27 protein-coding genes and 1 tRNA gene are annotated in these 26,710 nt (G+C 62.5%); 10 read left to right on the top strand and 18 right to left on the bottom strand.

Going from position 1 to position 26,710, the window contains the following annotated elements:
* The first annotated feature begins 67 nt into the window (after nt 1–67).
* Nucleotides 68–946 carry a vWA domain-containing protein gene (locus tag ACKFR8_RS02865; protein ID WP_408930542.1) on the top strand — a complete coding sequence of 293 codons (879 nt, stop codon included), beginning with the start codon at nt 68–70 and terminating at the stop codon, nt 944–946.
* 165 nt (nt 947–1,111) lie between these two features.
* Here the strand turns inward: ACKFR8_RS02865 and ACKFR8_RS02870 are convergent, their stop codons facing one another.
* The 5 genes from ACKFR8_RS02870 to secA2 all read right to left on the bottom strand — a co-directional run bounded on the left by ACKFR8_RS02870 (nt 1,112) and on the right by secA2 (nt 6,203).
* The gene (locus tag ACKFR8_RS02870; protein WP_408930971.1) at nt 1,112–1,621 is read right to left on the bottom strand and encodes a MerR family transcriptional regulator; all 510 of its coding nucleotides are present in this window, start codon (nt 1,619–1,621) and stop codon (nt 1,112–1,114) included.
* A 288-nt stretch (nt 1,622–1,909) separates the two neighbouring features.
* Nucleotides 1,910–2,476: a bifunctional nuclease domain-containing protein gene (locus ACKFR8_RS02875; protein ID WP_408930543.1), complete on the bottom strand. Its 567-nt coding sequence runs from the start codon at nt 2,474–2,476 to the stop codon at nt 1,910–1,912.
* 48 nt (nt 2,477–2,524) lie between these two features.
* Nucleotides 2,525–3,289 carry a transcriptional regulator FtsR gene (locus ACKFR8_RS02880; protein WP_408930544.1) on the bottom strand — a complete coding sequence of 255 codons (765 nt, stop codon included), beginning with the start codon at nt 3,287–3,289 and terminating at the stop codon, nt 2,525–2,527.
* A gap of 103 nt (nt 3,290–3,392) precedes the next feature.
* Nucleotides 3,393–3,824 (bottom strand): oxoglutarate dehydrogenase inhibitor Odhl, encoded by a 432-nt coding sequence (gene odhI / locus ACKFR8_RS02885; RefSeq protein ID WP_408930545.1) that lies wholly within the window; start codon nt 3,822–3,824, stop codon nt 3,393–3,395.
* A gap of 87 nt (nt 3,825–3,911) precedes the next feature.
* The gene (gene secA2 / locus ACKFR8_RS02890) at nt 3,912–6,203 is read right to left on the bottom strand and encodes an accessory Sec system translocase SecA2 (protein ID WP_408930546.1); all 2,292 of its coding nucleotides are present in this window, start codon (nt 6,201–6,203) and stop codon (nt 3,912–3,914) included.
* A gap of 97 nt (nt 6,204–6,300) precedes the next feature.
* Here secA2 and ACKFR8_RS02895 point away from each other — a divergent pair, with 97 nt between their 5' ends.
* The 3 genes from ACKFR8_RS02895 (at nt 6,301) to ACKFR8_RS02905 (ending at nt 8,109) form a co-directional block, all read left to right on the top strand.
* Nucleotides 6,301–7,503, top strand: coding sequence for a bifunctional alpha/beta hydrolase/OsmC family protein (locus tag ACKFR8_RS02895; protein ID WP_408930547.1), 1,203 nt, complete (start codon nt 6,301–6,303; stop codon nt 7,501–7,503).
* 4 nt (nt 7,504–7,507) lie between these two features.
* Nucleotides 7,508–7,906, top strand: a complete 399-nt coding sequence (locus tag ACKFR8_RS02900; RefSeq protein ID WP_408930548.1) for a YchJ family protein — start codon at nt 7,508–7,510, stop codon at nt 7,904–7,906.
* Between the two features lie 129 nt (nt 7,907–8,035).
* A tRNA-Pro gene (locus tag ACKFR8_RS02905) sits at nt 8,036–8,109 on the top strand.
* A 427-nt stretch (nt 8,110–8,536) separates the two neighbouring features.
* Here ACKFR8_RS02905 and ACKFR8_RS02910 read toward each other — a convergent pair.
* The 6 genes from ACKFR8_RS02910 to ACKFR8_RS02935 form a co-directional block, all read right to left on the bottom strand.
* The gene (locus ACKFR8_RS02910; RefSeq protein WP_408930549.1) at nt 8,537–9,040 is read right to left on the bottom strand and encodes a GNAT family N-acetyltransferase; all 504 of its coding nucleotides are present in this window, start codon (nt 9,038–9,040) and stop codon (nt 8,537–8,539) included.
* A 7-nt stretch (nt 9,041–9,047) separates the two neighbouring features.
* Nucleotides 9,048–9,488, bottom strand: coding sequence for a VOC family protein (locus ACKFR8_RS02915; protein WP_306507953.1), 441 nt, complete (start codon nt 9,486–9,488; stop codon nt 9,048–9,050).
* Between the two features lie 115 nt (nt 9,489–9,603).
* Nucleotides 9,604–10,995: a hypothetical protein gene (locus ACKFR8_RS02920; protein WP_408930550.1), complete on the bottom strand. Its 1,392-nt coding sequence runs from the start codon at nt 10,993–10,995 to the stop codon at nt 9,604–9,606.
* Complete coding sequence (locus ACKFR8_RS02925) at nt 10,982–11,380, bottom strand: hypothetical protein (RefSeq protein WP_408930551.1); 399 nt, start codon at nt 11,378–11,380, stop codon at nt 10,982–10,984. Before ACKFR8_RS02925 ends, ACKFR8_RS02920 begins: the two co-directional genes overlap by 14 nt.
* A 356-nt stretch (nt 11,381–11,736) precedes the next feature.
* Nucleotides 11,737–13,140 carry a WHG domain-containing protein gene (locus tag ACKFR8_RS02930; protein WP_306507955.1) on the bottom strand — a complete coding sequence of 468 codons (1,404 nt, stop codon included), beginning with the start codon at nt 13,138–13,140 and terminating at the stop codon, nt 11,737–11,739.
* A 302-nt stretch (nt 13,141–13,442) separates the two neighbouring features.
* Nucleotides 13,443–13,586 carry an antitoxin gene (locus ACKFR8_RS02935; protein ID WP_408930552.1) on the bottom strand — a complete coding sequence of 48 codons (144 nt, stop codon included), beginning with the start codon at nt 13,584–13,586 and terminating at the stop codon, nt 13,443–13,445.
* A 565-nt stretch (nt 13,587–14,151) separates the two neighbouring features.
* Here ACKFR8_RS02935 and ACKFR8_RS02940 point away from each other — a divergent pair.
* Entirely contained in the window at nt 14,152–15,456 is a 1,305-nt protein-coding gene (locus ACKFR8_RS02940; protein ID WP_408930553.1) for a site-specific DNA-methyltransferase, read from the top strand.
* Here ACKFR8_RS02940 and ACKFR8_RS02945 read toward each other — a convergent pair.
* Entirely contained in the window at nt 15,453–16,457 is a 1,005-nt protein-coding gene (locus tag ACKFR8_RS02945; RefSeq protein ID WP_296133334.1) for an alpha/beta hydrolase family esterase, read from the bottom strand. The genes ACKFR8_RS02940 and ACKFR8_RS02945 overlap by 4 nt on opposite strands.
* 133 nt (nt 16,458–16,590) lie before the next feature.
* On the opposite strand from ACKFR8_RS02945, the gene ACKFR8_RS02950 reads away from it, so the two are divergent.
* From ACKFR8_RS02950 to ACKFR8_RS02970, 5 genes are all read left to right on the top strand, one after another.
* Entirely contained in the window at nt 16,591–17,418 is an 828-nt protein-coding gene (locus tag ACKFR8_RS02950) for a class I SAM-dependent methyltransferase (RefSeq protein WP_306507957.1), read from the top strand.
* An 87-nt stretch (nt 17,419–17,505) separates the two neighbouring features.
* Complete coding sequence (locus ACKFR8_RS02955; RefSeq protein ID WP_306507958.1) at nt 17,506–18,441, top strand: ABC transporter ATP-binding protein; 936 nt, start codon at nt 17,506–17,508, stop codon at nt 18,439–18,441.
* A 9-nt stretch (nt 18,442–18,450) separates the two neighbouring features.
* On the top strand, nt 18,451–19,227 hold the full coding sequence (locus tag ACKFR8_RS02960) for an ABC transporter permease (protein WP_306507959.1): 777 nt from the start codon (nt 18,451–18,453) through the stop codon (nt 19,225–19,227).
* Nucleotides 19,227–20,330: a sensor histidine kinase gene (locus ACKFR8_RS02965; RefSeq protein WP_296133341.1), complete on the top strand. Its 1,104-nt coding sequence runs from the start codon at nt 19,227–19,229 to the stop codon at nt 20,328–20,330. The genes ACKFR8_RS02960 and ACKFR8_RS02965 overlap by 1 nt, the downstream gene beginning before the upstream one ends.
* Before the next feature lie 6 nt (nt 20,331–20,336).
* The gene (locus ACKFR8_RS02970; protein ID WP_296133343.1) at nt 20,337–20,945 is read left to right on the top strand and encodes a response regulator transcription factor; all 609 of its coding nucleotides are present in this window, start codon (nt 20,337–20,339) and stop codon (nt 20,943–20,945) included.
* 17 nt (nt 20,946–20,962) lie between these two features.
* On the opposite strand, the gene der is transcribed toward ACKFR8_RS02970, so the two are convergent.
* The 6 genes from der to ACKFR8_RS03000 form a co-directional block, all read right to left on the bottom strand.
* Nucleotides 20,963–22,588, bottom strand: a complete 1,626-nt coding sequence (der, locus tag ACKFR8_RS02975; protein WP_408930554.1) for a ribosome biogenesis GTPase Der — start codon at nt 22,586–22,588, stop codon at nt 20,963–20,965.
* A complete protein-coding gene (gene cmk, locus ACKFR8_RS02980) occupies nt 22,581–23,276 on the bottom strand; it encodes a (d)CMP kinase (RefSeq protein WP_296133346.1) in 696 nt (231 codons plus the stop codon). Before cmk ends, der begins: the two co-directional genes overlap by 8 nt.
* Nucleotides 23,277–24,212 (bottom strand): pseudouridine synthase, encoded by a 936-nt coding sequence (locus tag ACKFR8_RS02985; protein WP_296133348.1) that lies wholly within the window; start codon nt 24,210–24,212, stop codon nt 23,277–23,279.
* 85 nt (nt 24,213–24,297) lie between these two features.
* Nucleotides 24,298–24,849, bottom strand: coding sequence for an SMC-Scp complex subunit ScpB (gene scpB, locus ACKFR8_RS02990; RefSeq protein ID WP_296133374.1), 552 nt, complete (start codon nt 24,847–24,849; stop codon nt 24,298–24,300).
* Nucleotides 24,850–24,874: 25 nt separating this feature from the next.
* Nucleotides 24,875–25,672, bottom strand: coding sequence for a segregation and condensation protein A (locus tag ACKFR8_RS02995; RefSeq protein ID WP_296133350.1), 798 nt, complete (start codon nt 25,670–25,672; stop codon nt 24,875–24,877).
* Nucleotides 25,673–25,678: 6 nt separating this feature from the next.
* Complete coding sequence (locus tag ACKFR8_RS03000; protein WP_296133351.1) at nt 25,679–26,557, bottom strand: ParA family protein; 879 nt, start codon at nt 26,555–26,557, stop codon at nt 25,679–25,681.
* Between the last annotated feature and the right edge of the window lie 153 nt (nt 26,558–26,710).

Raw genomic sequence — 26,710 nt, forward strand, 5'->3', positions numbered from 1 at the left:
AACGTCCAACGATTACTTTTGTTGCCTACTGTGCAGGTCCGTGTAGCCCCAGCGCGGAAGGAATAAGATGTCCCGGCACTCGGACGGAAAGAACAATTACGCGGTTGCACCGTGGCTCATCATCGTGGCCCTTCTGGTGCTTCTCGCACTCATCGCTGGAGCTTTCTTCCTCTTCCGCGGCGATGACACTGAGTCCGGTGATGCTGCCTCGGTAGCGGCAAGCGAATCCTCCGTAGAGAGCACCGCCGCTGCCGAGTCCGAGTCCACAGCCGCGGAGACCACCTCCGCACGTGAATCCTCTTCCGCCGCCGCGCCCTCCACCTCCCAGGAGTCTTCCTCCGCAGCACCGTCCTCGGCAAAAAAGGACAGCGCGGACAAGCCGGCCGGAAAGGCCGAAACGGTCGCTGCGAACACACTGTTCCTGCTGGATACCTCAGCTAATCTCACGCCCTACTTCGGACCGGTGAGCCAGGGCGTGGCGGATGCGGCCAACGCTGCCGGCGAAGACGGCGGTCAGGTGGGTCTGTGGAACTACTCCTCCCCGATTTCGGAGTCTGCAACGGTGGGCTACCGCCAGAACGTGGCCTATGGTCCAGCAGAAAACGTTGCTTTTGCTGTCTCCCAGTTCGGTACTGGCGGAGTCCCGCAGACCCGCAGCGCCGTGATCGCCGCGCTGGGCAATGCCGCCGACCAGGCGGCCGAGACCGGCAGCGATGCCCGCGTAGTCCTAGTCACCACCGGCACCGAGCAGGACATGGACGATGAGACCTTTTCTGCCGCACTCAAGGACGCGCGCGCTCAGGGCGTGAGCCTCAGTGTGGTCCACGTCGGCGACGGCGAAAAGGATGCCACACTGGAGCAGCTTGCCGACGTCTCCACGGCCATCACCGATCCTTCCGACAGCACCGCAGACGCCAAGGCTATTTCGGCCGCGGCCGGCGTCTAGCCCGCAACGGGGTCCACGGCGGCCCCAAACATTTAAACAATCCCAGCCAAACAACCACAGCACAAGCAATAGCCCCGGCACTGACGTGAGCAACAGTGCGGGGGCTGAGCTAGCTGTGAGGATGCCGGTGAGACACCTCCCGGCGGCCTATCCGGCCGACTAGGTTTAGGAGGACTTGCGCTTGCGACGAGCAGCCAGCTCGTCGAGGCCAACGACGACGTCCTCGGTGCCAGCTTCCTCCACGATGCGCTCGGCGGGGAAGGACGTAATCGTACCGGAGAGCTCCTTGAGAATGCCCGGCACGGCGATTCCAAAGACTCCCTGGCCGCCGGCCAGAAGGTCAATCACCTCGTCGTTGGAGCGGCACTCGTACACCGTGGCACCGTCGGACACCAGCGTCAGCTCCGCCAAGTCGTTTACGCCGCGGTCTCGCAGCGAGTCCACCGCCAAGCGGATATTCTGCAGGGAGATACCCGTATCGAGCAGGCGCTTGACAATCTTGAGGACTAGGACGTCCTTGAAGGAATACAGGCGCTGGGAACCGGAACCGCGGGCGGTGCGGATGGAGGGCTTGACCAAGTCAGTGCGCGCCCAGTAATCGAGCTGGCGGTAGGTAATGCCGGCAACCTGGCAGGCGATCGGCACACGGTAGCCCAGCTCCTCGTCCGGCCCGATATCAAAGAGGGACTCTTGGACGTAGCCGGGGCGACCCTCGAAGGTCTCGAGGACCTCCTGATCGTGCTGGTCGCCATAGAGAAGACTATCGCTGTGGTGGTCGTTGCTGCTCACGTAATTACTCCAATGATGTTTAGTGGGAGTTCTAAGTTCCTATTAAAGGGCACACCGTCGGGCACGTCAAGAGCCCTCCAGTGTGAACCTCTAGTTGAACTTTAGACTTTCTCGTCCCCTTTGTCACCATTAGTCACACGCGTGTCATTAACTTTTTTAGGAAATCCGCACGTCCTAGTTCCCTGCCCCGTCCTCGTCACCGCCAGAGAGGAAGTCTTCTTCCGTAAAGCCCGAGTCCCGCATCATCTGCTCAAACCCGTCATCAACCTGGACATTCGACTCTCCCCCGTCTTGCCGAACCTTCGCTGCGTCACGCTCAAGGCCAAAGTATTCCTTCAGGTCGTCGTCACCGATGTACACCGCGACGTCAGCAAGGAGATCCTTGTTGAAGGTAATGGGCAGGTCGAAATGGTCAGCCAACACAATGGCATCAGTGATTCGAGCGTCGAAGTCGTTGCCCATACCATCAATGATTTCGACCATAAAAGCACCCTTGTTGTGTTGGTCCACAGAGATGGATTCGATGCCGTCGAGCTTTTCCGCAAATTCAATGAGCAGCTCGTACGTGCTGGGGCGAGCATTAAAGTGGCGCTCTAGAACCTGCAGGACGCGGACGCCGTCGATGGGAGAAATCCAGATAGGGACGTGACGGTCAGCCTCCTCCCAGTAAAACAGGGCGCACAGGTGGTTTTCTGGCCCTACGGAATGGATGCCTAAAAATTTAAGTTCCTCGGTATTCATGGCTCCCACTCTCCCATATTTCGTAGGCGAGCGTCCGAGCCGGTTCGGCTAGCCCTTAAACTCGTCACGCAGCTCTGTCTTGACCAGGGTTCCGTGCAGCGACAACACCAGCGCGGCCAGCTGCTGCGAGAGCTCCTCAGCCTGCTGGGGTGCGGTATCAGACTTCGAGTGCGCCACAGGAGCAGCGATCTGGGAGATGAGATCTGCCTGACGGCGGGCAGCGTTGCGCAGCGACTTGAGCTGGCGGCCTTCGAAGCCGAAGGACTTCAACGCCACTGCCGCGGAGACGATGGACACGTCATCCGTATCGAAGAAACCGGCAGCATCAGGCGTGATGAGACCAACCTTTACTAGGTCAGCGATGTCTTCTTGGGTCGCTCCCGCCTGGTCGGCCACGTCCGCATCGGTAAGACGGCTGACCACGGGCGCCCGCAGCTGCTCGGCACTCACCAGCGCCTCGTTCTGCGCGGAGACAATGGCGGTCACCTGGCCAGAGTCCATGGCCTCCAGCTGCTCACGGATGACCTTGAGCGGCGTGTAGTGATCGCGCTGCGCGGTAAGAATATAGCGCAGCCGGTCTACGTCCTTCTGATAAAAGCGGCGGTAGCCCTTGGCCGTGCGCTCAGGTGTAATGAGTCCCTCGGCCTCCAAGAAGCGGATCTTCGACACCGTGACATCCGGGAACTGCGGTTGCAGCTGCTTGAGCATGACACCGATGGACATCGGCTTCTGCTTGGCAGGCCGTACCTTCGGCGTGGTGGCCTTCACCGAGGAAGGCGACGTTGCTGCGGCGGTGGACTTCGATGCGCTCACGATGGGACTAGTACTGCTTTCTCGACTTCGTTCTGATGTACCGCGGGGTGGGAAGCCTGCTGCTTCCCACCCCGCGCGGTCATGGCGTTAGAGCCAGCGGTGTTTACTGCGGAGCGATGAACACCAAGCGGAACTTGCCAATCTGGATTTCATCGCCCACCTCGAGCACCTGCGCGTTGCGCGGCTCGCGGTTGACGTAGGTGCCGTTGAGGGATCCGACATCGACGACCTCGAACTGGCCATCCTGGGCGCGGAACTCCGCGTGGCGGCGAGACACGGTCACGTCATCCAGGAAGATATCCGCCTCCGGGTGGCGACCCGCGGTGGTGGTGGGCTGATCCAGCAGGAAGCGGGCGCCGGCGTTGGGGCCGCGCTTGACCACGAGGAGCGCCTGGCCCTCAGCCAGGTTTTCAGCGCCGGCGACGGAAGCGTCCGAGCCCGCAGCGCTACCGCTTTCCATCTCCTTAAGTAGGTCGGCGCGGAAGACAGAAGTGGTCTCCGCCTGCGGTTCCGGCGTTCCGGTGTTCTCGCTCATTTTTACCTCCGAAGTGTCGGATCGATGTTGACCTAATCTATATTAGCGACTCCGCGCCGCGCGCGATCCGCCTCAGCCCAAATTCCATTAACGGAAAATGTTGCCTATCCCCTTGAGCACGGAGTTTCCGCCGCCGGAAAGGGGGTTATCCGAAACCATGTACGTCCACGTTGCACTCGGGCGGGACAGGCCATGATCCTCAAGGTGGGCGCCGTCTACATCAATGACCACGGTCTTAAAGGTATCGACGGCGTCATCGACCGCGCGCTGCGCCAAGTCCTTGAACTCGCGCACCGCGATGCGGTGGTACTCATCGATCGGGGTTTCCCGGGCGATGGCCCGCAGGTGGATCGACTCGCGCACGTCGTCCATGAGCTCGAGGTGATCCGCCCAGCCCAGGTCCAGGTGGTAGAGCATGATCTCGCGGGCAGCCAGCTCGCGGGCGTGCGCGGGGACGTCGGCAAGCTCGGCGGCACGCTCCGGCGCCCGCTCCGCAAGCTCCTCCCAGGCTTGGGTGGTATCCAGCAGTTTCGCGCGGCGTTCATCGATGATCACGCGCTGATCCGCCAGCAGCTGGTTGTACTTCCACGTTTGCGCGTGAATCTCCAGCAGCTGTCCCTCGGTCACGCGCTGGCAGTGCGCCACGAAGTCACGCACCCGTTTAGAATCGATAAGCCCGGTATCATCAGGCCGCGCGGACAGCGATTCGTCCTCTCCACCCTGCTTGACCACATCGTCTTCCAAGGAGACAAAGAAGAGCGACATACCGGGATCGCCCTGCCGGCCCGCGCGACCGCGCAGCTGGTTGTCCAGACGCGAGGAGCGGTGGCGGGAAGTGCCAAGCACGGCCAAGCCGCCCTTGTCCACCACGGTTTCCCGGTCCTCCTCGTCCGCACCGCCCAGTTTGATGTCGGTACCGCGGCCGGCCATCTGCGTGGACACGGTCACGCGGCCGACGTCGCCGGCCTCGGCCACAATGCGCGCCTCGTCCTCATCGTTCTTGGCGTTGAGCACGCTGACCGCGATGCCGCGCTCCCGCAGCGCCCCAGCCAAATCCTCAGACTCGGCCACGTCGTGCGTGCCCACGAGGACCGGCTGGCCAGTGGCGTGAATAGCGGCAATCTCTTCCACAATGGCCTTCGACTTTTCATCCACCGTGGCGTAGATCCGGTCCGCCTCGTCGAAGCGCTGGAGTTCCTTGTTGCGGTCGATGACGGAGACATGCAGGTCATAGAACTGGCGCAGCTGGTCGGTCGCCTCGACGGCGGTACCCGTCATGCCGCAGACCAGCGGGTAGCGGCGCATGAGCTCCTGGAGAGTAATGGTGTCCAGGATGCGCCCACCTTCGGAGACCTCAAGGCCTTCCTTGGCTTCCACCGCTGCCTGCAGACCGTCGGGCCAGCGCTGCAGGTCGGCCACACGGCCCCGGGAGGCGTCGATAAGCTGCAGCTTGCCGTCCGTAATGATGTAGTGGATGTCCCGGATGAGCAGCGCCTTCGCGTGCAGCGCCAAGTTGACCTTGACCAGCACTGTGCCGATGTTGTCCTCGGAGTACAGCGAATCAATGCCCAGTTCGCGCTCGACACGTGCCGCGCCGTCATCCGTCAGCGCCACGGTGCGCCCGTCTTCCGCGATGACGTAGTCCTTCTCTTCCCGCAGGCGGGAGACCACGTTGGTGATGTGACCGGTGGACTCCGCACCGGGACGGTTGCCGGCCAGAACGAGGGGGACCAAGGCTTCGTCGACCAGCACGGAGTCCGCCTCATCCACCAACGCCACGTCCGCCGGCGCCTGCACCGTTTGAACGCGGGAGGTGATCTGGTTATCACGCAACACGTCAAAGCCCAGCTCGTTGACGGGGGCATAAATGATGTCCGCGCGATATGCCTCGCGGCGCTCCTCCGGGGTCAGCTTCTCCGTCACGGAGGCCACGGTCAGGCCGAAGAACTCCACCAAGGGGCGCATCCACTCGGCGTCGCGCGCTGCCAGATAGTTGTTGACCGTCACCACGTGCACGCGCTTTCCGGTGAGCGCGAACCCCGTGGCAGCCATGGCGCCCACCAAGGTCTTGCCCTCACCCGTGGCCATTTGGATCACGTCGCCCTCCAGCAAGCGCAGGACCGCCTGTGACTGGACATTGAACGGGCGCATCCCCAGCTTGCGCTCGCTGGCAACGGCGAGAGCTGCCAGGAAGGTCGACTTATCTGCGATTGCTCCGTCCTTGACGCATTCCCGGGCGGAGGAGGCCACCGCGCTGTCACTCAGCGCCGCGATGTCTTCCACAGCGGAGTCCGCGGCATCCACGACGGCCTTCGATTTCTTATCGTTACGCTCGGACTGCGCGCCCATAGCCTTCCAAAACCAATCGAATGCACCCATGAGCACTCCTCCATCCGTGTGCGTGAAGTCAATTCTCCCTTCGACTCTAGTCAACCCCGGTTAGCTCGCCTGCAGTTGCCCTTATATCCTTATGGACATGCAATCCGTGAACGTGACGCTTCCCTCCAGTACAGGGACCACGATGGCTGGAACCATCGACTTTCCAGACTCCCCACCTCAGGCCTACGCCATTTTCGCGCACTGCTTCGCCGGCTCGCGCCACACGCCAGGTGCAGCCCGTGTAAGCAAGCAGCTCACCAACTTTGGAATCGCTACACTGCGCTTTGACTTCCCCGGTCTGGGCCAGTCCGAAGGCGATTTTGCCCAGACCTGCTTTAGCCAAAACGTGGCGGATATCCGGGCCGCCGCAGAGTGGCTGGCGCAGAACTATTCCGCCCCGCAACTGCTCATGGGACACTCCCTGGGTGGCGCTGCGTCCCTCGCGGCGGCAAACGACATCCACTCCCTCAAGGCCGTGGCTACCATCGGCGCCCCGTTCGATCCCGCGCACTCGGTGCTGCACTATGCGGACAAGATCAGTGAGGTCGACGCTAACGGCCAGGTTGAAGTCACCCTCGGCGGCCGCGAGCTGACCATCTCCCGCTACTTCCTGGAGGACCTTGCGGAGACCAACCCGGAGGCCTACCTGCCGCGTTTGCGCAAGCCTCTGATGCTGTTGCACTCTCCCCTGGATCACACGGTGGGCATTGATAACGCGCAGAATATCTTCCTGACCACGCGCTACCCCAAGTCCCTGGTGGCTTTGGACAAGACCGACCACCTTCTGACCAAGCAGGGCTCAGCGGCGCGTGCGGCCGACCTCATTGGTGCCTGGTCGGAGCAGTTCATAGTTCCGGAGAACGTGCCCGCGCCCGTGGATGCCTCAACTGCCACGGCCATCCCCGCCGTAGGCACCCGCATGGGTGTCGTCGTGCGCAGCAACGACCATTCCGTGACCGCAGACCGCTCGAAGAAGGCGGGCGGCAAGGGCCAGGGCTTTACCGCCGAGGGCCTTCTCATGTCGGCGCTAGCGGCGGATTCCACTCAGGCCATCAAGGCGGCAGCGAAAGAGCTGAAGCTTGACGACACCTTGATGGCCGCCCTCTCCGTTACCGTCACTCACCACGGCGAGTCGGCCTTCGAGCGCAGCATTGCTCTGCCGGCCGGCCTCACGGATAACCAGCGTGGCGCGCTGGTCGCCGCCGCCACGGCCACCACCGTCGACGGATTGCTCAACGCCACTATCACCACCACGACCACTACTGCCTCTGCCACCGTTACCGCCACGGAAGCGCAGTAGCGCCATGATTGTTCTCAACCCCCTGGACCCCGGCGCCCGCTGCCCGTGCGGCACCGGTCTCACCTTCGGCGAGTGCTGCTCGCGATACCACGCGGGCACGCCCGCCCCCTCGGCAGAAGCACTCATGCGCTCCCGCTTCAGCGCCTTCGTCACCGGCGACGAGGACTACCTGCTACGCACGTGGGACCCCCAAACGCGCCCCGAGCGCCTAGATTTGGCAGATACCGGCATCCACTTCTACCGCCTCGACATTCTCGACACCGTGGCGGGCGGCCGGCTCGATGACACCGGCGTAGTGGAGTTCGAGGCCTTCTATAAAGGTGCGGCCTCAGGCTCCCAGCGTGAGCGCTCCACCTTCCGCCGCCAGGATGGCCAGTGGGTGTACTCCGCCGGGCAGTTCTAGCACCTCTCCTACTACTTCTGCGCGCGGGATCCGGCGCCCATTCGGCCCCGAAACCGGGAATGAGCAGGGATTTGTTTCATCGAATACCGCTGGTGTAATCTGTAGCAGTTGCACCGAACGGTGCGACGGCGGACTATGGCGCAGTTTGGTAGCGCACTACACTGGGGGTGTAGGGGTCGCAGGTTCAAATCCTGTTAGTCCGACAAAATTCCGGGACGGTTTTGCGAATCTAGCTTAAATCATTTGCGAAACTGCTCCGCATAGCTAAACCCACCGCGTCGATGCGGTGGGTTTAGGCGTTTTCGCCTCATGGACGATCCTAGGGGATGTTTTTCTCTAGCCCAGACAGGACGTACTGATTTCCCTTTACATCCGAAGTCTTGTTGCTTGGATAGCTCCAATGGCTCTCGGTGGCCTAGTATTAGGGGCACTCACCACTACCGCCATACCGGCCGCGCACGATCTCGGAATAGATAACCCTTTTGTCAGACACAAGTCTGCCGCCGCAATGCGGTGGTTCTCTTTCGCGACTCTTTCCTACGCCGTCGCCTGCACCGTGCTAGTGCTGCAGCAGCCGCGGCCAGTAGCAATCGTGTGCGGCTTCATCGGCCTCATCACGTGCGCTGCCGGTTACGTCTCCGCAGACGAAGGGAAGTAGCAAGAAAAGGCAAGTGAATAGCAGCGGCTATCCCCACGGACGGTCGGTGAAGAATCGACCGGGGAGAGAAGAATCGACAAGCGCCGCCGTCCATCTCGTCGACATTGATTCTGGATCTCCTCGACGCCCCTCCCGTGCAGCTCCGCCTCTACTACGTCCATGATGGCCGTGCCAATCCCCTGCCCGCGCAATGCCGGGCGCACGTACAGCTCCTCAAGCATGGCAACGGGGGTTTCATAGTACGGGCTAGGCCGCAGCGTCAGGAATGCAAAGCCGACCGCGCTCTGGTTGAGGTCAGCAATACACACCAGAACGTCATCACGCTCCAAGAGGCGCTGAAATCGCTCAGTAAGAATCCCTATCGCTGGGCTCGCGGTATCGAACTCCGCGTTGAAGTCACGCAGCAACACCGCGACGTCGTGGGCGCGCTCGCGCTGAGCGACGACTACCGTGAGCCCCTCGCGCACTCCCACCATTGACCGGCTACTTGTTCGAAGCGTCGGGGGTGGCGCTGACCGTGACGTTAAAGCCCACCCCGAAGCGGTCTACTACCATGCCGAAGTAGTCGCCCCACGGAGCCTGTGCGAAGGGCATGGAGGCGTTGCCACCGTCTGCTGCGAGTTTGTTGTAGATGCGCTCTGCTTCCTCGACAGAGTCAGACTCCACGGTGAAGCCAATGTCACCCGGATTGAGCGTGTCGCGGGAGTTCTTCAGATCATCGCCACCGCCGAGCGTAAATGGTCCACGCAGGGTACCGTGCGCCACTGCGTCTCGCGGCGGGTCAAAGGGGAACTGGACGCCATTATCCAGCTGATCGCCGTAGGTCAGGATCTCTAGCTCGCCGCCGAATACCGAGTGGTAGTACTCAAGCATCTCGCGGCCATTGCCGGGGAAGGAAACATAGGCAGTGGTGTTCACAGTCATGGCCGCCATCATACGTACGACGACCAGACTGTGACGCAAGAAAAAGACCTCCCCTGCTGTCAAGGGGAGGTCACGACATCACCGAGCGGACCGTAGGGCCGCGGGTGGTGGCTCTTTAGCGCTCAGCACGCCAGGGCAGGCTGCCCTTGGGCAGGTAGCCCGTGAGGTACAGGTAATCAGCTGCCGCCAGAATGGCCGCCGTGACACCGCCGCCCAAGATGGCTGCGAGGAAAGAGTAGCCGACCATGGAGGACATGTCAGCGTCCTTGCCATCCTTGCCGTCCTTGCCGTCGACACCATCAATGCCGTCTACGCCGTCGCGGCCATCACGCCCATCACGACCGTCACGACCAGGCTCGCCGTCCTTGCCGTCCTTGCCGTCAACGCCGTCGCGGCCATCACGCCCATCACGACCGTCACGACCAGGCTCGCCGTCCTTGCCGTCCTTGCCGTCAACGCCGTCGCGGCCATCACGCCCATCACGACCATCGCGGCCGGCTTCGCCATCCTTGCCGTCCTTACCGTCCTTACCGTCGACACCATCTTCTCCGTCACGGCCATCACGCCCATCGCGACCGTCGCGGCCATCGCGGCCGTCACGACCAGGCTCGCCGTCCTTACCGTCACGACCGTCCTGGCCGTCGGCGCCGGCAGCCGCAGAGGCCGTTGGCTCAGTGGTGGTCTCACCAGCAGCCTCGGACGGCTCGGTCGACTCAGCGGAGGTAGAAGCTTCCTCCGAAGGCTCAGTCGGCTCGGTGGGCTCGGTGGGCTCAGTGGTCTCGGTAGCCTCGGTGGACTCAGTCGGCTCGGTGGTGGTGGATTCCGCAGAGGGCTCGGTAGTGTTCTCAGCAGTGGTTTCAGAGGTGGCCTCAGTGCTGGTTTCCGTGCTGGATTCCGTGGTGGTTTCAGCAGGCTCATCGGAGGCAACCTTCTTACCGTTGAGCATGTCAGCGCACTTCTGGCCGGCCGGCGCGTTGACTGCGGCAAGCGCAGATGCAGACTCCGAGATACCCGACAGGGTGTCCTCAATCTCCTTCTGCTGAGCGTCGGAAAGCTTCAGCTCTCCCGCCGCGTTGGCACCCGGGAAGAGGCCCGCGATGGTCACCGCAGCGTTAAACACCTTGAGGACGACAGATACGCCCTTGCCAAAGGCAGCGTCGGAGAACTTAATGAGATCGGACACCGTCTTCTTGGCCATGTCCGGGTTATCTAGGTCCACGTCGGCATCGGCGTTGTCGATGCGACCGATGGCCATGCCCTGGGCGCGTGCCAGGTCCCAGGTCACGGACTTATCCTTCTCACCCTTGCGGACCAAGTCAGCGATGCCATTCCACGAGGTGGCGCCGATCTTCTTAATGAAGTCGGCAGGAATCAGGTCCCCGACCACGGGAATTACTTCCCACACAGTTTGCAGGATCTTATTGCCACCGTCGTAGAACGCCTTGGCTAGGTCCAGCTTGCGCTCGAGCAGCTCGCCTTCCTTGCCCGGGGCATCAGTGATTCTCACAAACCAGCTTGCCGTTCTCCTCCACGGCCTTGATTGCAACGTCCTGGGTCGAGGCCTCGGTGGTTTCCAGCTCATCTAGGGTGGTGGGCTTGGCGTTGTCAGAAGCCTCGGTCGGCTCCGCGTCGTAGAAGCTGAAGCCGCTGTCGTCGCTCTCCCCTTCCAGCTCCTCAATGGCCGTATCACCGGCGTTGTTCGGGTCAATGAGGTTTCCGTCCTCATCGAATTCCGTGCCGTTGACGTCTACGGTCTCGGTACCGGACTTCTCCTGGACGAACGAGGAGTCAGACGGTGGCTCATCGGCAAAGGCCTGCGGGGCGACAATAAGGGACGAGGCGGTGGCGACAGCAACGGCCGTAGCCACAAAGCGGGAGCGAATAGGGCGCATAGTGAAGCTTTCTTGAGTAGGGCCTTGAATTCTGCAGCTTCAAGGTAAGAATTTCCTTGTATCGGACGAGGCCACTATACAACCATGCAAATCTTATTGCCACTGCAGGGAAAAGATTGACTACCCCCATTTTAGTGAAGGTCCGGACGGCAAATTAGCCGCTCACAGTATTTACATGCACCCCAAAATAGTGCACCGGCGTACTCCCCTCTAGGCAGATAGCAGCAAAGACGAGACTAAAATACGACCTTAAACCCCCAAGCCGCCAAGGGTCTAGGCAAAAAGTATTCCCCCAAGCGCCGCCGGGCGTGGGGGAAATTGCAAAGCCAGCTTAAAGTTCTGACCGCTCTACTTCACTACTGTGCTGCGCCGATGCTTCGCATGACGCCGCCGAGCTCGATGTCCATGTAGTGTGTGAGCACCTTGAAGATGTAGTCCGTCTCGTAGTCGCGCAGCGGACCCTTGGTGCTCAGCATGGCAAGGCCGTGTGCACCTGCCCACACAGAAATCACGAGAGTGTAGAGCACCCACGGGGTACGCGGGCCTTCCACCTCATCAATGGCTTGGCGCACCAGCGACATAATAAAACCAAAGGCCTGGCCGAACTCGCTAAAGTCACGCTGAACCTCAACATCCTTGCCGGCGTTCGGAAGGAAGTCATCCTCAAAGGACATCGGCACAATGGGGCCAGAAGAGATCTTAATCAGGGCATCGAAGCCCATCGGATCCGCTAGGGCGTGAGAAACGTAGCCGTAGCCGGTAGCCCTAATCATTGAGATCGCGCCCGCGTCCTTTGGGACGGCCGAGACCTGTCCGGCAATAAAGTCGTAGTTGATCTTGTCCAGGTAGCGCTCCAGGTAGCTGGCCAGCTCCTGGTCGCTTTCGATGAGGTGCTCGGCCTCCTGGACCGTCAAGTTGGCACGGGTAGCAGCACCGCCCAAGTGGAGGCCAGTGACGCCGTGATCCAGCACCTCCTCAATGGCACCGCGCAACAGCGCGGTGCGCGTTTCTTCCTCAGTGCCACGAGGGAATTCTGCGGCCTTCTGCACGATCGGTTCCGGTTGTTCCCCGTTCAACCCTCGTGGTTCAGCCTTCTCCACGCACTCACCCTTAAAGAAAGGATTGAGCCCCACGCTAAGAGTGTCCATAACGCCACTGAAGGTCTGCTTCTTTGCCGCTGGTGAGAGGTAGCGCAGAATACCCTCTGCAGCCAGCTGCGTCACGCCGTGCAGATGGGAAAAAATTGCCAGTGCAGAAAGCAGAATCTCGTGCGGGTCAGAAGAGCCACCGGCTTCCGCCATGGCATCGCCCGTGAGGTCAAAGAGCAGCTCCATAATTGGGCACGGGTCGGTGGCACCGCCCGCGGCGGCGAAGTCCTCAGCATAAAGACGCGGTTTTGCTACCGATTGCACCGCAGAGAACGCGGCGAATGCGGTGGGGTCCTCGACTGCGAAGGAGAAATAGGCCAAGGATGCGGCACGCAGCCTATCGATCGCCGTTGCATCTTCAGGCAAGTCTGCCAGGTGCAGATCAACCGCGGACGTAAGAGCGGCATTGAGGTCTTCCGTGGTTGCTTCAACGAGCTGCCCATCAGACGCAAAGTGCTCGCGCGCTTCCGCAAATGGGACATCAACCTGGTCGGCAACTTCGCGCAGATGCACCGCGCTAATTCCCGCCTTGGCGATAACCCTCTCCGCCTGCTCAATAAGGAGCTGACGAGAGGGCTGGTTGCCCTTATCCACACCAACTGAAGTAATCACGTGTAGAAGCCTACCTACTATTCGCTCAGATTTGACTACGGATCCAACACCTTATCAAATTTAAAGGTCGCTCTCAGGTAGCGGTCCGGCCACGGCGGATAAATTTCCCACAGTGTGGACACCACAGGCCTCGTTCCTAAAACCACAACAGCCCCATTCTCCTCTCGGAGACGGGGCTGCGCTATGTGACAGGCTGAGCGTTTATCACCCAGATGCCACTTGTTGAGGGGTGATCCCCTACTTAGTTCTGCTCCTCCGGAGCGCCCTCGGCACCAGCGTTGCCGATGCGGTCGTCGAGCTGGTCACGAGCGGAATCGATTCTTGTCGGCCTTGTCCTCGCCGAGCTTGCCCTTAGCCAGGTCTGCACCCTTGTCCAGAGCGCTGTCAGAAAGCTGCTCGCCCTTGTCGCTGTTCAGTGCGTCCTTTGCCTTGTCGAAGATACCCATTGCGTATCGTCCTTTCTTCTAATTTCGTCTCTAATCAACCGCAGCCAATTTGTCTGCGACTGGACCCTATAGACAGTGCGCCAGTGAGACTTTGCCGGTCTAGGCCAGTCCGAGCCACTGCCATGCGGGCCACGTCACCCACCGTACCGACGGACCTGAATCTTCGCCATAAAAACTATGAGCGCGCCCTGCCAGTTGTGACCGCCGGAGGGGGCGAAAACAATCCTGAGAGATTTTAAGCGCTTCGCCGAAAGGTTACCCCCTCCCGCTACCCCATTGGGGCCATAACGTGGGCTCGCAACGATCGACAATCTCAGAACGCTTTTAAGTTTGAACATGGTTCGCTACAGTTACCATTCCGTAATAAGTGTCTGTCACTGCGCATTCCGGTTGAACTGACGGGGTGGCAACAGGAGCTCTCATACGAGGTCTCACGCCCGTCGTTCGCCTCACTCCACAGCGCGTACGCTACCCTGATTCACAGCACAATTCCGTTGTTGAATCTGTTGAATTCGACGTAAGACTTAGACTACTCCGAAGCTCCGAAAACTCCCTCGCCGCCACCATGCACAGTTCGCCTGCATCTCCTGCCCCTCACTCTCCTGCACTGGAGTCCCCGTACTTTGGCCTCACGTGGCTGGGGAAGGAAGCGGCCGCAGCGGAGGCTCAGCGGCCCCTGGATGTTGCACGCTGCGAAGAGACTGGCCCGCAGGACGCACCGCATTCTGTCACCGTGGCGGACAACCTGGGCGCCCTCAAGCGTTTTCGCGCCCAAGGATTCCACGCTGACGTCATCTATATCGACCCGCCCTATAACACGGGCAAAGACTTTGTCTACCACGACAACTTTCGCCAGCGGCGCGAGATGCGGTCCGAGAATTTTGGCCAATGGCACGCGCGCTGGCTCTCCATGATGCTGCCCCGCCTCATTGTGGCCCGAGAGGTGCTCGCAGACACCGGATTTATCTTCGTATCAATTGGTGAATCCGAATGCGCGCACCTGCGGCTGGTCATGGATGAAGTCTTCGGCGAGGACTGTTTTGCCGGACAGATGATTTGGAAGAAGGGAGGAACCGGCAAGAACGATTCCAAGTACGCCGTGCTCGAGCACGAGTACGTGCTGTGTTACGCCAAGTCCCCGGCCAACCCTGGGTTCAACGTCGATCCGCAGGGCCATACGTCGACTCGGTACAACCACAGTGACGACAAGGGTAACTATTCGCTTGTGCGCCTTGACTCGAAAACGTTGGGCTATCTTCCCTCCCTGGACTTTCCCATCACCGATCCGCAGGGCCGGGAGTACTGGCCGCACCAGCCGCAGGGCAAGACTCACGTGGCTCGCTGGCGCTGGGGTCGCGACAAGGTGGCAGAGCGCTACGACGAGCTGGTTTTCCGGCGCGGGTTTGTCTACACCAAGAACTATCAGAAGAAGGGCGCACGCCCGCGTTCCATCTTGGACGGCGAGCGTTTCGGGGTGACCCGCTCGGGCCGGCGCGACGCCGAAGAGGCGCTGGGCGTTGCCGGCGTTTTCGACTTTCCCAAGCCGGTACGCCTGATCAAGCACCTCATTGCCATCGCGGGCGGGAAGGACGCAGTGGTGCTGGACTTTTTTGCTGGTTCCGGGACAACTGCCCAGGCAGTCGCCGAGCTCAACCGCGAAGACGGCGGCGAGCGCAGCGTCCATCTGGTCCAGATAGCGCAGCCTACCGGGGAGGATAGCGCCGCCTACGCTGCGGGTTTTCGCACCGTGGCAGACATTTGCCTGGCTCGGGTATCAGCACTGGAGGGCATGCACTTCCGGCAGATTCGCCTCACCGGGGCAGCCACTGGCGGCGCAGACAAGCAAGGCACCGACGGCTCCTCGGACTAAGGCGCCTGGCGCGTCGTCGATGCCGTAGCGTCCTCCTGCTTGGTGTTCGCCGGGCGGCCGGGGATGCCGAAGAAGTCCAGCACCGCATCGGTGGCAAAGCCTGGGCCGACCTCCATGTGCCGGGTATTGAATCCGCCCGGCCAGATATGGGAACCGCCCTCGATGCGAATGTGCTGCAGCGGAGCTTCGCAACCAATCCAGGTTTCCTTCTCCGCGCCGTTGGTCAGGCGGACGCTTTCCACCTTGCCCGAGCACCTATTGCGTCGTTCGTGCTCGTGCAGAACCTCCTTCACGGACGCATACGGGGTCTCGTGCCGCACGCCGCCGTCGTAGCTGACCACCGGGTCTTTGGTGCCGTGGAGGTCGAGCCGCCCTACCGGTCTATCCGTACACCCATCGTGGATGCCCTCGTAGTAGGCCGCTGACACCGTGGCGACGGAGTGGAAGGTTTCCGGCATGCGGCAGGCCAAGAAAGCGGCGAAGCCACCGCCGTTGGACATGCCCGCGGCGAAGATTTCATTATCATTCACCCGGTACGTCGACCGCAGCCCATCCACCATGTCATGAACAAACTGCAAGTCCTCATCGGTGCTCGTCTTGGCATAGGGTGCTGGCGACCACGCACCGTCCACGCCTTGGGGATAGGCCACGATAGCCCGGGAGTCAGAAAAACCAGTGTTGACCTCCAGGCTATCGATTGTTTCATTCCAGCCGTGGAAGACCAGAATGATCGGCCACGAGCGCTCCGGGGTGTAGCCCTCCGGAACGTGCAGCAGGAAGGTGCGGCCCGATGCCAGCTGCATCTTCTTGGTGTGTCCTGGTTCTGGCCCCACCAGTGGTGTCGACAGTGGAATGCCCAAGTCATTGGTCCAGGCCGTGGACGGCTGCGATTGTTCAGGAGCGTTGTCCTCGCTGCTGCCGCAGGATGCCACAGCCATGGCGCACGCGGTAGCGGAGGCCGCCGCGAGTAGGCGGAATGGCCGGCGCCGTGACCGCTGCATGCTAACTGCGCCTACACGCATCACGGACCACCCACTCTCATGTCGCATCTGTCGTACCTCTACTGTCCTAACGGAACTGCTCCGCGCCCGCGCTTCCGCGCGCCGAAGCAAGCGCGGTAAGTTTAACAGCGCTATGAATTCCGAGCCGCCTCAGACCCCTGGTACCTCCCATCCGCTGCCCCAGCACTACCCCAGCTACCGCCCGGCCTCGGAGAAGGAGGGGCCGACCTTTCGCACCTCAGAGCTCCGCGCGCGCTCTGCGCGAGCCTTTGAGCACGGCGCCGATACCTACGATGATGTGCGGCCGGGGTACCCGGGGGACGTCGCCAAGCTCATTGCGTCCGCGCACTCCGTGCTCGACGTCGGTGCCGGTACCGGCAAGCTCACCGCGACGCTAGACAACCCCGTGGTCTACGCCAGCGATCCTTCCCCCGACATGACGCGGGTACTCGCTGAGCTGGGCGTGCCGTGTTGGCGAGCCACCGCCGAAGACACCGCGCTCGCCGGCGGCAGTGTGGACGCCATCACCTGCGCCCAAACCTGGCATTGGGTAGATGTGGAACGCGCCTGCGCCGAGTTCGACCGTGTACTGACGCCGGGTGGGAAAGTGCTCCTGGTGTGGAACACACTGGACGTGGGTGCTGACCCGTGGATTCTGCGGCTGGCGCGCATCATGCACTCCGGCGACGTGCAACGCCCCGGCTTCTATCCCACCATCGCCGCCCCGTGGGAAGTGCGCGACGAGCTCCGCCTGACCTGGGAGCATTCCCTTACCCCGGAACAGCTGCATCAACTGATGCATACGCGCTCCTACTGGCTGCGCAACGGGAGCACGATTCATGAGCGCATGACCTACAACCTCAACTGGTACCTCTTCGAGCACATGGGCTTTCAGCCCGGCCAGAAGCTGGCCATCCCGTACCGCACGGACGCCTTCGTCCTAGCGCGCACCGGAGAATAGCAGCCGGCACATCCCATGACAGCTGTCATGCCAGAGTGATGACGCGGGGCCTAGGTGGTGTCTTCCTGCCCTTCCTAGCGTGAAGGTATGAACACACAGACTTCACCGCCGGCTATCTGCGCATCCGGCATCATCAAGACTTTTCACGCTTCCTCCCGCACTCCAGTGCGCGCGCTTGACGACGTCTCCCTGACCCTCCCCCGCGGACAGATCACCTGCTTGCTGGGCACCAACGGCGCCGGCAAGTCCACTCTCATCGACCTCATCTTGGGGCTCACCACCCCCACCGCAGGCGTCATCGAGGTCCTCGGCGATACCCCGCGCAACGCCATTAACAGCGGCCGCGTTGGCGCGGTACTGCAGACCGGCGGCCTCCTGCCCGATATCACGGTCAAAGAGACCCTGGAACTCATCGGCGCCACCTTCCCCACCCGGCGCGCCTATTCGGACGTTATTGAGCGCGCGGGCCTCGGTAACCTCCTCTCGCGGCGGGTCGGTCGATGCTCCGGCGGCGAACAGCAGCGCCTGCGCTTTGGGCTAGCTCTCCTCGGCGACCCAGAGCTGTTGCTTCTCGACGAACCCACGGCCGGCATGGACACCAGCGCCCGCCGACACTTCTGGGAGTCCATGCGCAACGAGGCCCAAGCTGGCCGCACCATCCTGTTCACCACGCACTACCTGGACGAGGCCGACGCCTTTGCCCAGCGCATCATCATGCTGGACAAGGGGCAGATCCGCGCCGATGGCACCACGGAGGAGATCCGCGACGCTCATGCGACGCGCACCGTGCGCGCGAGCTTTCCTGCGGGGGTTCCCGCCAGCCTCCTGCGCGCCCCGCTGCCCGGTGCGCTCCACCGGGAGCACACCGCCACCGCTCTCACCATCACCACTCGTGACTCGGACGCAGTGGCACGCTACCTGCTTACCCACACCAGCGCGTGCGACATCACGATTAGCGCCCACAGCCTGGAGGAGTCCTTCGTGGAGCTCTCCAGCGCCGGGCCCGACAACTCAACCCGATAAGGAGTGTCCATGCCGAATACCTCGACCACCCTGCGCTACGCTGCCCTCGATCTCAAGCGACTCCGCCGGGACATACCCACGCTCTTTTTCAGCGTTGGCCTTCCGGTGGTCTTCTATATCCTCTTCGGCGCCATGCAAGACTATGGCGACGTTGAGTTTAATGGCGGAAACGTCGCTGCCCTCGTCATGATTGGTATGGCCCTCTATGCCGGCGCCACGGGCGCGGTGGGTGCTGCGGGGGCGATAGTGGCCCAGCATCGTACCGGCTGGGGCCGGCAGCTAGCGCTGACTCCTCTGCGCCCCTCCCAGCTGGCCTGGGCCGGCTTCCTCAACATCGCAGTACGGGCTCTTTTGCCCGTGACCGCCGTCTTCGTCACCGGAGCGCTCACCAAGGCCAGCATGCAGCCCGAGCAGTGGCTAAAGTCCTTCCTCCTAACGCTGGCGTGCGCCATTCCGTTCGGAATCTACGGCATGGCCTGCACCATGCTCATCCCCTCGGAGAACACCGTCTCCATTGCGTCCTCAAGCATCGTCATCCTGGCCTTCGCCGGAAACGTCTTCATGCCGCTCAAGGAATCTATCCTGAGCATCGGCCGCTTTAGTCCCATGTACGGCGCGCAGGCCCTTGCTCGCTGGCCGCTGTCTGACGGGGCCCAGATGGTCGACGGCGAGCACCTCTTTATCGACGACCCGCTGTGGTACGCATGCGTTAACATCGCTGTATGGACAGTGGTTTTCGCCGGGATCTGCCTGCTCCTTCGCCAACGCGACAAGGGCCGCGCCTGATGAAGCACTTCGCGCTCCGCGACGCGGCATTCGCGGCCATCTGGCTCATCTTTCTCCTCCCGGCGCTCCTGCAGGTTCTGGTGCTGCCCGACAATTCTTCCGCACAACGCGTCTGGGCCGTTGTCATCACGTTCGCTTTCGCCGCCGCCTACTTCTTTTCCTTCGGCAGCCTTCAGACTTGGCCGCGCGGCTGGTCACAACGCCAGCGGGTGGCGCTTCGCTGGGTGCTGCTCGCAGTGCTCGCGCTTGCCGCTATCCCCGCCTACGACGTCTGGGCGGTCGTCTTCTTGCCGTATCTCGGGGCTATCGTCGCCTACACCCAGCCGCTCACGGTGGCGGGAACCATCGTTGCGCTGACCGGCTGTGCCGCCAGCATACCCGCGTGGTACTTCGGCCGTCCCGCCTTTGTCTACCTCTGCCTGGTCATCTTTGGCTGGCCGCTGTTCCTCGTGGTGCTGGGTGCCCTGTCGCAGCGCAGCGATACCGAAACGGCCCTGCGCCACGACTTGGAGCTCGCGCAGCAGCGCGAGGACATCGCCTCCGATATTCATGATCTCCTGGGCCACACGCTGACCGCTATCAACCTCAAGTCCGAGGTGGCACGCCGCTACCTGGAGCGCGATCCCACACGAGCCGCCGGCGAGCTGGAAGAAATCAGCTCCCTGTCGCGGCGCTCCCTGGCTGAGGTACGCTCCACCGTCACGCGCATGAAGAACCCCACCTTTGCCGGCGAAGTTCAGGCGGCGCGCCGGATCCTCGATACGGCAGGAATCCGAGCTCACATGCCGGAGAATTTCCCGCACCCATCACGCCACGAGGACGTATTCTCCTGGGGGCTGCGTGAGCTCACCACCAACGTGGTGCGCCACTCGGGTGCTACGCAGTGCTGGGTCTTCCTCGCTGCGGATTCCCTCCAGGTTTCGGACAACGGTGGCGGATTCACAGATGATGCCTCGCGCGCCCTGGCCTCCGGCCTCACGGGTCTTGCGGGCCTGCGCCGCCGCGCGGAGGACGCCGGTGGTACGGTCATTGTCCAACGCTCCGGTGGTGTCACCTCCGTGCTCGTCACTTTCAGCAGCGACCATACTGTGCAGGAGGTTTAAGCAACCATGACCGCGCCCATCCGGCTTCTCATCGCCGAAGACCAATCGCTCGTCCGCGGCGCCCTCACCGCGCTCCTCAACACCGAGCCGGACATGGAGGTCCTTGCGGAATGCTCTTCCGGCGCGGAAGTTGCGCGACTCGTGGCCGAGCGAAGCGTCGACGTAGCGCTGCTTGATATTGAGATGCCCGGCATGAATGGCATCGATGCGGCACAGAGCCTAGCTGGCTCTGCCTGCCGCAGCCTTATCGTCACGACCTTCGGGCGCGCCGGCTACGTCAAGCGGGCCCTCGACGCGGGCGTCGACGGCTTCTTAGTCAAAGACACTCCCCCAGACCAGCTGGCCGATGCCATCCGCCGCGTCCACTCCGGCCTGCGTGTCATCGATCCGCAGCTGGCCCAGGACATCCTCTTTAGCCCCGACAATCCTCTCACCGAACGCGAAATCGATGTCTGCCGCCTCCTCGTTCGCGGTGCCGGCTCTGCCGATATCGCGAGCTCGCTGCACCTCAGCGGCGGCACGGTACGCAACCACATCTCCGCCGTCATGTCCAAGACTGGGGCGAGCAACCGCTTCGAGGCCGCCCGCCGCGCTGAAACCAACGGCTGGATCTAGGCCGTGATGGTTCCTGCCTAGCGGCGCTGGCGGCGCTCGCGCACGCGCACCGCGATGCGCACCGGAGAGCCGTGGAAGCCGAAGCGCTCGCGGAACTTGCGCTCCAGGTAGCGGCGGTAGCCGGCGTCGAGGAATCCGGTGGTAAACAGCACGATTGTCGGCGGCTGCGTCGATGCCTGGGTGGCAAAGAGCACGCGCGGCAGGCGGTTGTTGTTCATCGACGGCGGGTTCGCCGCGATGGCCTCGCGCATCCAGTTGTTGAGCTGGCCGGTGGACACGCGCTGATCCCAGCTCTCCAGCGCCTCAATCATGGCCGGCTCCAGCTTCTGCAGGGCGCGGCCGGTCTCGGCGGAGATATTCACACGCGTTACCCACGGCAGGTGGCGCAGGTTCTCATCGATCTCGCGGTCCAGGTAGTAGCGGCGGTCCTCGTCCACCAGGTCCCACTTGTTGAAGGCGATGACGAGGGCCTTGCCGGCCTCCAGGATCATGTTGAGCACGCGTTGGTCCTGCTCGGAGACTTCCTGGGAGGCGTCGATAAGCATGATGCACACCTCCGCCGCGTCGATGACGCCGCGGGTGCGCAGGGAGGCGTAGTACTCGTGGCCTTGGACGTTCTTGACCTTCTTGCGCAGGCCCGCGGTGTCGATGAACTTCCACAGGCGCTCATCCAGCTGCACTAGGGAGTCCACCGGGTCCACGGTGGTGCCTGCGGCGTTGTCGACGACCGAGCGCTCCTCCGAGGTCAGCTTGTTGAGCAGAGAGGACTTGCCCACGTTCGGTTTGCCCACCAGCGCCACGCGGCGCGGGCCGGACGTAATGGAAGAATTGCGCGGTTCCTCCGGGAACAGGCGCAGGATCTCATCTAGGACGTCGGCGCCGCCGCGGCCGTGCTGTGCGGATACCGGCCAGGGATCGCCCAAGCCCAGCGCGTAGAACTCCGCCATGTCGGCGTACATGGTCTCCGAATCGAACTTGTTGGACACCAGGATGACGGGGACCTCGGAGCGCTGCAGCTTACGAGCCATGACGGCGTCCGTTTCGGTGATGCCGACCTTGGTGTCGACGACGAAGACAATGACGTCCGCGGTGGCCATGGCCTGCTCGGCCTGGCGTGCGATCGCCGCGTGGATGCCCTTGACGTTGGGGTCCCAGCCGCCGGTGTCTTGGACAAAGAAGCGCTGGCCGTTCCAGTCCGCCACGTAGGACACGCGGTCACGGGTCACGCCCGGGTGGTCCTCCACCACTGCTTCGCGACGCCCCAAAAAGCGGTTGACCAGGGAAGACTTGCCCACGTTCGGGCGGCCAACCACGGCCACCGTGCAGAGGTTTTCCTCGGTGTGCTGCTCGTCGACACCAAATGCGTGCGAGAGCGCCTCCCACTCCTCTTCGCTCAGGGGAGCCTCGTCGCCTTCGGTGCTGCCCTCCTCGCCGTAGTCCGCTTCGCTGAACTCGGACTCATCGAGCTCCGACTCATCAAATTCGTAGTCGAACTCCTCCGAGTCGAAGTCAGCCGGGGCCCAGCCGCCGTGCGGATCGCGGACCAATTCTTCTTCGAACTTGCCCACCGGGTAGTGGAACTCGGTCTCGAACTCCTCGGGTGCCTGGCCCGACTCGTCCGGGGTGTGTGCATCATTAGTCATCGGCAGACTCCTTAATGAGGTCAACAAGCGCCTCGAGTACCTCGTCGCGCGTCATCGAAGACGTATCCACGAGCACGGCGTCCTCAGCCGGGCGCAGCGGCGAGGTGGTACGGGAGGAATCGGCAGCGTCGCGCCGTTCAACGTCAGCAAGCACGGTGTCAAAGTCTGACTCAATGCCCGCCGCCAGGTTCTGGTCGTGGCGGCGCTGCGCGCGCACCTCGGCCGAGGCGGTCATGAAGGCCTTCGCCGGCGCATCCGCCAGGACGACGGTGCCAATATCGCGGCCCTCTACAATCGCGCGGTGGGCCCGCGCAGCCAACGTGCGCTGCAGCTCCACCAGGTTCTGACGTACCTCCGGGATGGCGGAGACGGCAGAGACGTTGCGGGTGACCTCGTCCTCCCGGATAACGCGGGAGACGTCTTCGCCGTCAAAAATGACCTGGGTGGAGTCCGGATCGTCGGAGACCTCCAGCGGCAGGTTCGCAGTAGCGCCAATGACGGCGGCGGTATCCGTCGGGTCCACACCCGCGCGCAGCACCGCCAGGGTGGCCACGCGGTACATGGCGCCGGTATCGACGTACTTGGCGTCGAGGCGCTTGGCCAGCGCGCGGCACGTGGTGGACTTGCCCGTGCCGGACGGTCCGTCAACGGCCACAATGAGGCCTTGGTTTGGCATGTTAGAAATCATTTACATCCCCACCGCCTTGTACAGGCTGGTCAACTCGTTGGAATTCAGAGCACGCAGGGTGCCGGGCTTCATATCGCCCAACTGCACGGTGTGCAGCTTCGTGCGCACCAGGCGCTGCACCGGGTACCCGGCCTCCTTGAGCATGCGGCGCACAATGTGCTTGCGGCCTTCGTGCAGTTCGACGCGGATGAGCGAATAGCCCTGGTTCTTGTCCACGATCTGCGCGAAGTCCGCCTTGGCCACGCCGTCCTCCAGCTCGACGCCCTGCTTGAGCTGGCGCACGAGCTTGTTATCGCCCTCACCCAACACCGTGGCCAGGTAGGTCTTGCGCACCTCGTACTTCGGGTGCATGAGGCGGTTAGCCAGCTCGCCGTCGTTGGTGAGCAGCAGCAGACCCTCAGTATCGGCATCGAGGCGACCCACGTGGAACAGGCGCTGACCGGCCACAACCCGGTCCGCGACGACGTCACCGACGCACGGGCGGCCCATGTCATCCGACATCGTGGACTGCATGCCCCGCGGCTTGTTCAGCACGAAGTACTGCGTGTCCTCGTTGACGTTGATGCGGACGCCGTCGACGCGGATGACGTCGGCGTTGGGATTGACGCGGGTGCCCTGGGTGATGATGACCTGGCCGTTGACTTCGACGCGGCCTTCATCAATGAGAATCTCCGCGTGGCGGCGAGAAGCCACGCCGGCCTTAGCCAGGACCTTCTGGAGGCGCTCGCCCTTGGCGGATTGGCCGCCATTCTTCTTCGACTTGGCGTTGTCCTCAACCAGCCAATCAGCCCCCAAATCGCGGGCGACGGAGTCTGCGGTGGCAGGACGCTTCTTCTTTACATGCTGGTGGCGCGCCGGCTTAGCGTTGGAAACCAGCTTATCGCTGGCCCTCTGCTTCTTTTCCGGTGTGCCATCGCGGCGAGCGGGTGGAGTCACGGGTTTGTGTCCTCTCGATAGTTCTTCAATTTGCGGCGGCGCAAAGCGCCAGTATCCGCGCGCAATCCTACCGCAGGAAGTCCCGTTATGAATAGTCCTCCTCAATCTGGTCCAGGTCCGGCAGCAGTGGCGCCAGCTCCGGCAGGCGCTCAAGAGAATCGATGCCCAGAAGCTCGAGGAAGAGCTCCGTGGTTTCGTACTGATGCGCCAGGCCTTCGGTGGCCTCCACCTCCCGGATCAAGCCACGCAGCACCAAGGTCCGAACGACTCCGTCGACGTTGACGCCGCGCACACCGGCTACCTGGGCACGGGTTACCGGCTGGCGGTACGCAATCACCGCCAGGGTCTCCAGGGCTGCGCGGGAGAGCTTGGTTTGGGTGCCGTCCAGCACGAACTGTTCGACGGCGTCGGCGTTGTCCTGGCGCGTGTAAAGGCGCCACCCCTCCTCGGTTTCCCTGAGATCGATGCCGGAGCCGCGCTCATCCAACTCCCGCTTGAGCGCCCTTAAGGCATCACTCACGACGCTCACCTCGGCATCTAGCGCGCGGGCCAGGGCTTCCACGCTGGCGGGCGAGTCCACGACAAGCAGAATGGACTCCAGGCGCGAGCGCAGCTGCGAAATAAGGGGCAGGGCCATGTCTTCCATGGTTGGGTATCGTACGCTAATCCCAGTTGGCGGCGGCAACGACGGCCGGATCAACGTTCAGCCCCGTCCACGACAGTTCCAACGGACCTAAAGACTCCTCCTGCTCCGCATCCACCGCCTTGGCCTTATAGAGCTCCAGCAACGCCAGAAAACGCCCGACAACTTCCATTGTCACCGTGCAATCCCTGGTCAGAGCCTCAAAGGTCATCCACTGGCCGCTGCCCAACAGCTTGAGAGTATCCAGGATCTTGCCGGCCTGTTCCGGCACGGACACCGCCACCTGGTGGATATGGCCGGTGGCAACCTCCTCGGGTGCTTTCGGGCGAAACACGCCGGCGGCCAGCTCCGCAAAGCTCGCCGGGGTATGTCCCAGCTTGACCGGCGGCAAGAGATCGCTGAAACGCTCCTCCATGGCCACCGCCCGCGGGTAGCGCCGGCGCGCCTGGCGCTGCCACAGCGCGAACTGGTCTGCCACTTGCTTGTACGCCTTGTACTGCAGCAGGCGGGCGAAAAGCAGGTCGCGCGTCTCCAGCAGCTCTAGGTCCTCTAAGTCATCGACCTCCCCGCGCGGGAGCAAGCGCGCGGCCTTAAGATCCAGCAAGGTAGCGGCAATGAGGAGGAACTCGGTGGTTTCATCCAGGTCCGCGGTCTCCCCGAGGGCGCGGGTATAGGCCACGAACTCATCGGTCACCTCCGACAGGGCAACCTCCGTGACATCCAGCTTCTTTGACTGGATGAGCTGCAGGAGCAGGTCGAAGGGCCCCTCAAAGTTGCCCAGCGCGATGCGGAAGCCGGTAATCTCCGGTTGCGTCATCGCGGTTTAGACAGTCGCCCGCTCGATGACCTCTTTGGCCAGGTCACGGTACTGCTTCGCCGCCTGGGAGCTGGGCGCCCACGTCGTAATGGGCTCGCCCGCCACGGAGGTCTCCGGGAAACGCACCGTCCGGGTAATCACGGTGTCAAAGACCTTGTCCCCGAAATACTCCACCACGCGGTCCATGACCTCGCGGGCGTGCCGGGTGCGGCGGTCAAACATGGTGACCAGGATGCCCATGACTTCGAGATCGAAGTTGATGCGGTCGGCGACCTTCTCAACGGTATCCGTGAGCAAGGCCAAGCCGCGCAGGGAGAAGAACTCACATTCCATGGGGATGATAACGCCCTGGGAGCAGGCCAGCGCGTTGACGGTAAGCAGGCCCAGCGACGGCTGGCAGTCAATAATGATGAAGTCGTAGTCCTTGCGCACCGGGCGCAGCGCGCGGGCCAGTGTGTGTTCGCGGCCGACCTCGTTGACCATCTGGATCTCCGCCGCCGACAGGTCAATGTTGGCGGGGACAAGGTCCAGCCCCGCCACGCCCGTGTGGACGATGGCCGAGTGCACCGAGACCTGGCTGTCCAGCATGACGTCGTAGATCGTGTCCTCGATCTGATCGTGCGTGAGCCCCAGGCCTGCAGACAGCGCACCCTGCGGGTCGAGGTCAACGAGCAGGACTTTACGGCCTAGCTCCGCCAGACAGGCGCCCATGTTGATGGTGGACGTCGTCTTACCCACGCCGCCCTTCTGGTTACACATGGAAATGATCGTTGCTGGGCCATGCTTTTCCAGCGGCTCCGGCTCCGGCAGCTCACGGAGTGGGCGTCCAGTCAACCCGACTTCGGCCTCCGAGGCGTCAAACAGTCCCTCGTCGCTCACAGTCACACCTGCTTCCTTGACTTAAGCATAGCCCTCGACATGGCCCGCAGCTCTGGCCATACCTCAGACGTGCGCACGTCTGCTTACATCATTGTGATTAATCGTGATTACAGGCTACCCCCTCGGGCACCCTCTACGCGATTATAGCCAGCCAATCCC

The sequence above is a fragment of the Corynebacterium axilliensis genome, from assembly GCF_046097495.1.
GTDB lineage: Bacteria > Actinomycetota > Actinomycetes > Mycobacteriales > Mycobacteriaceae > Corynebacterium.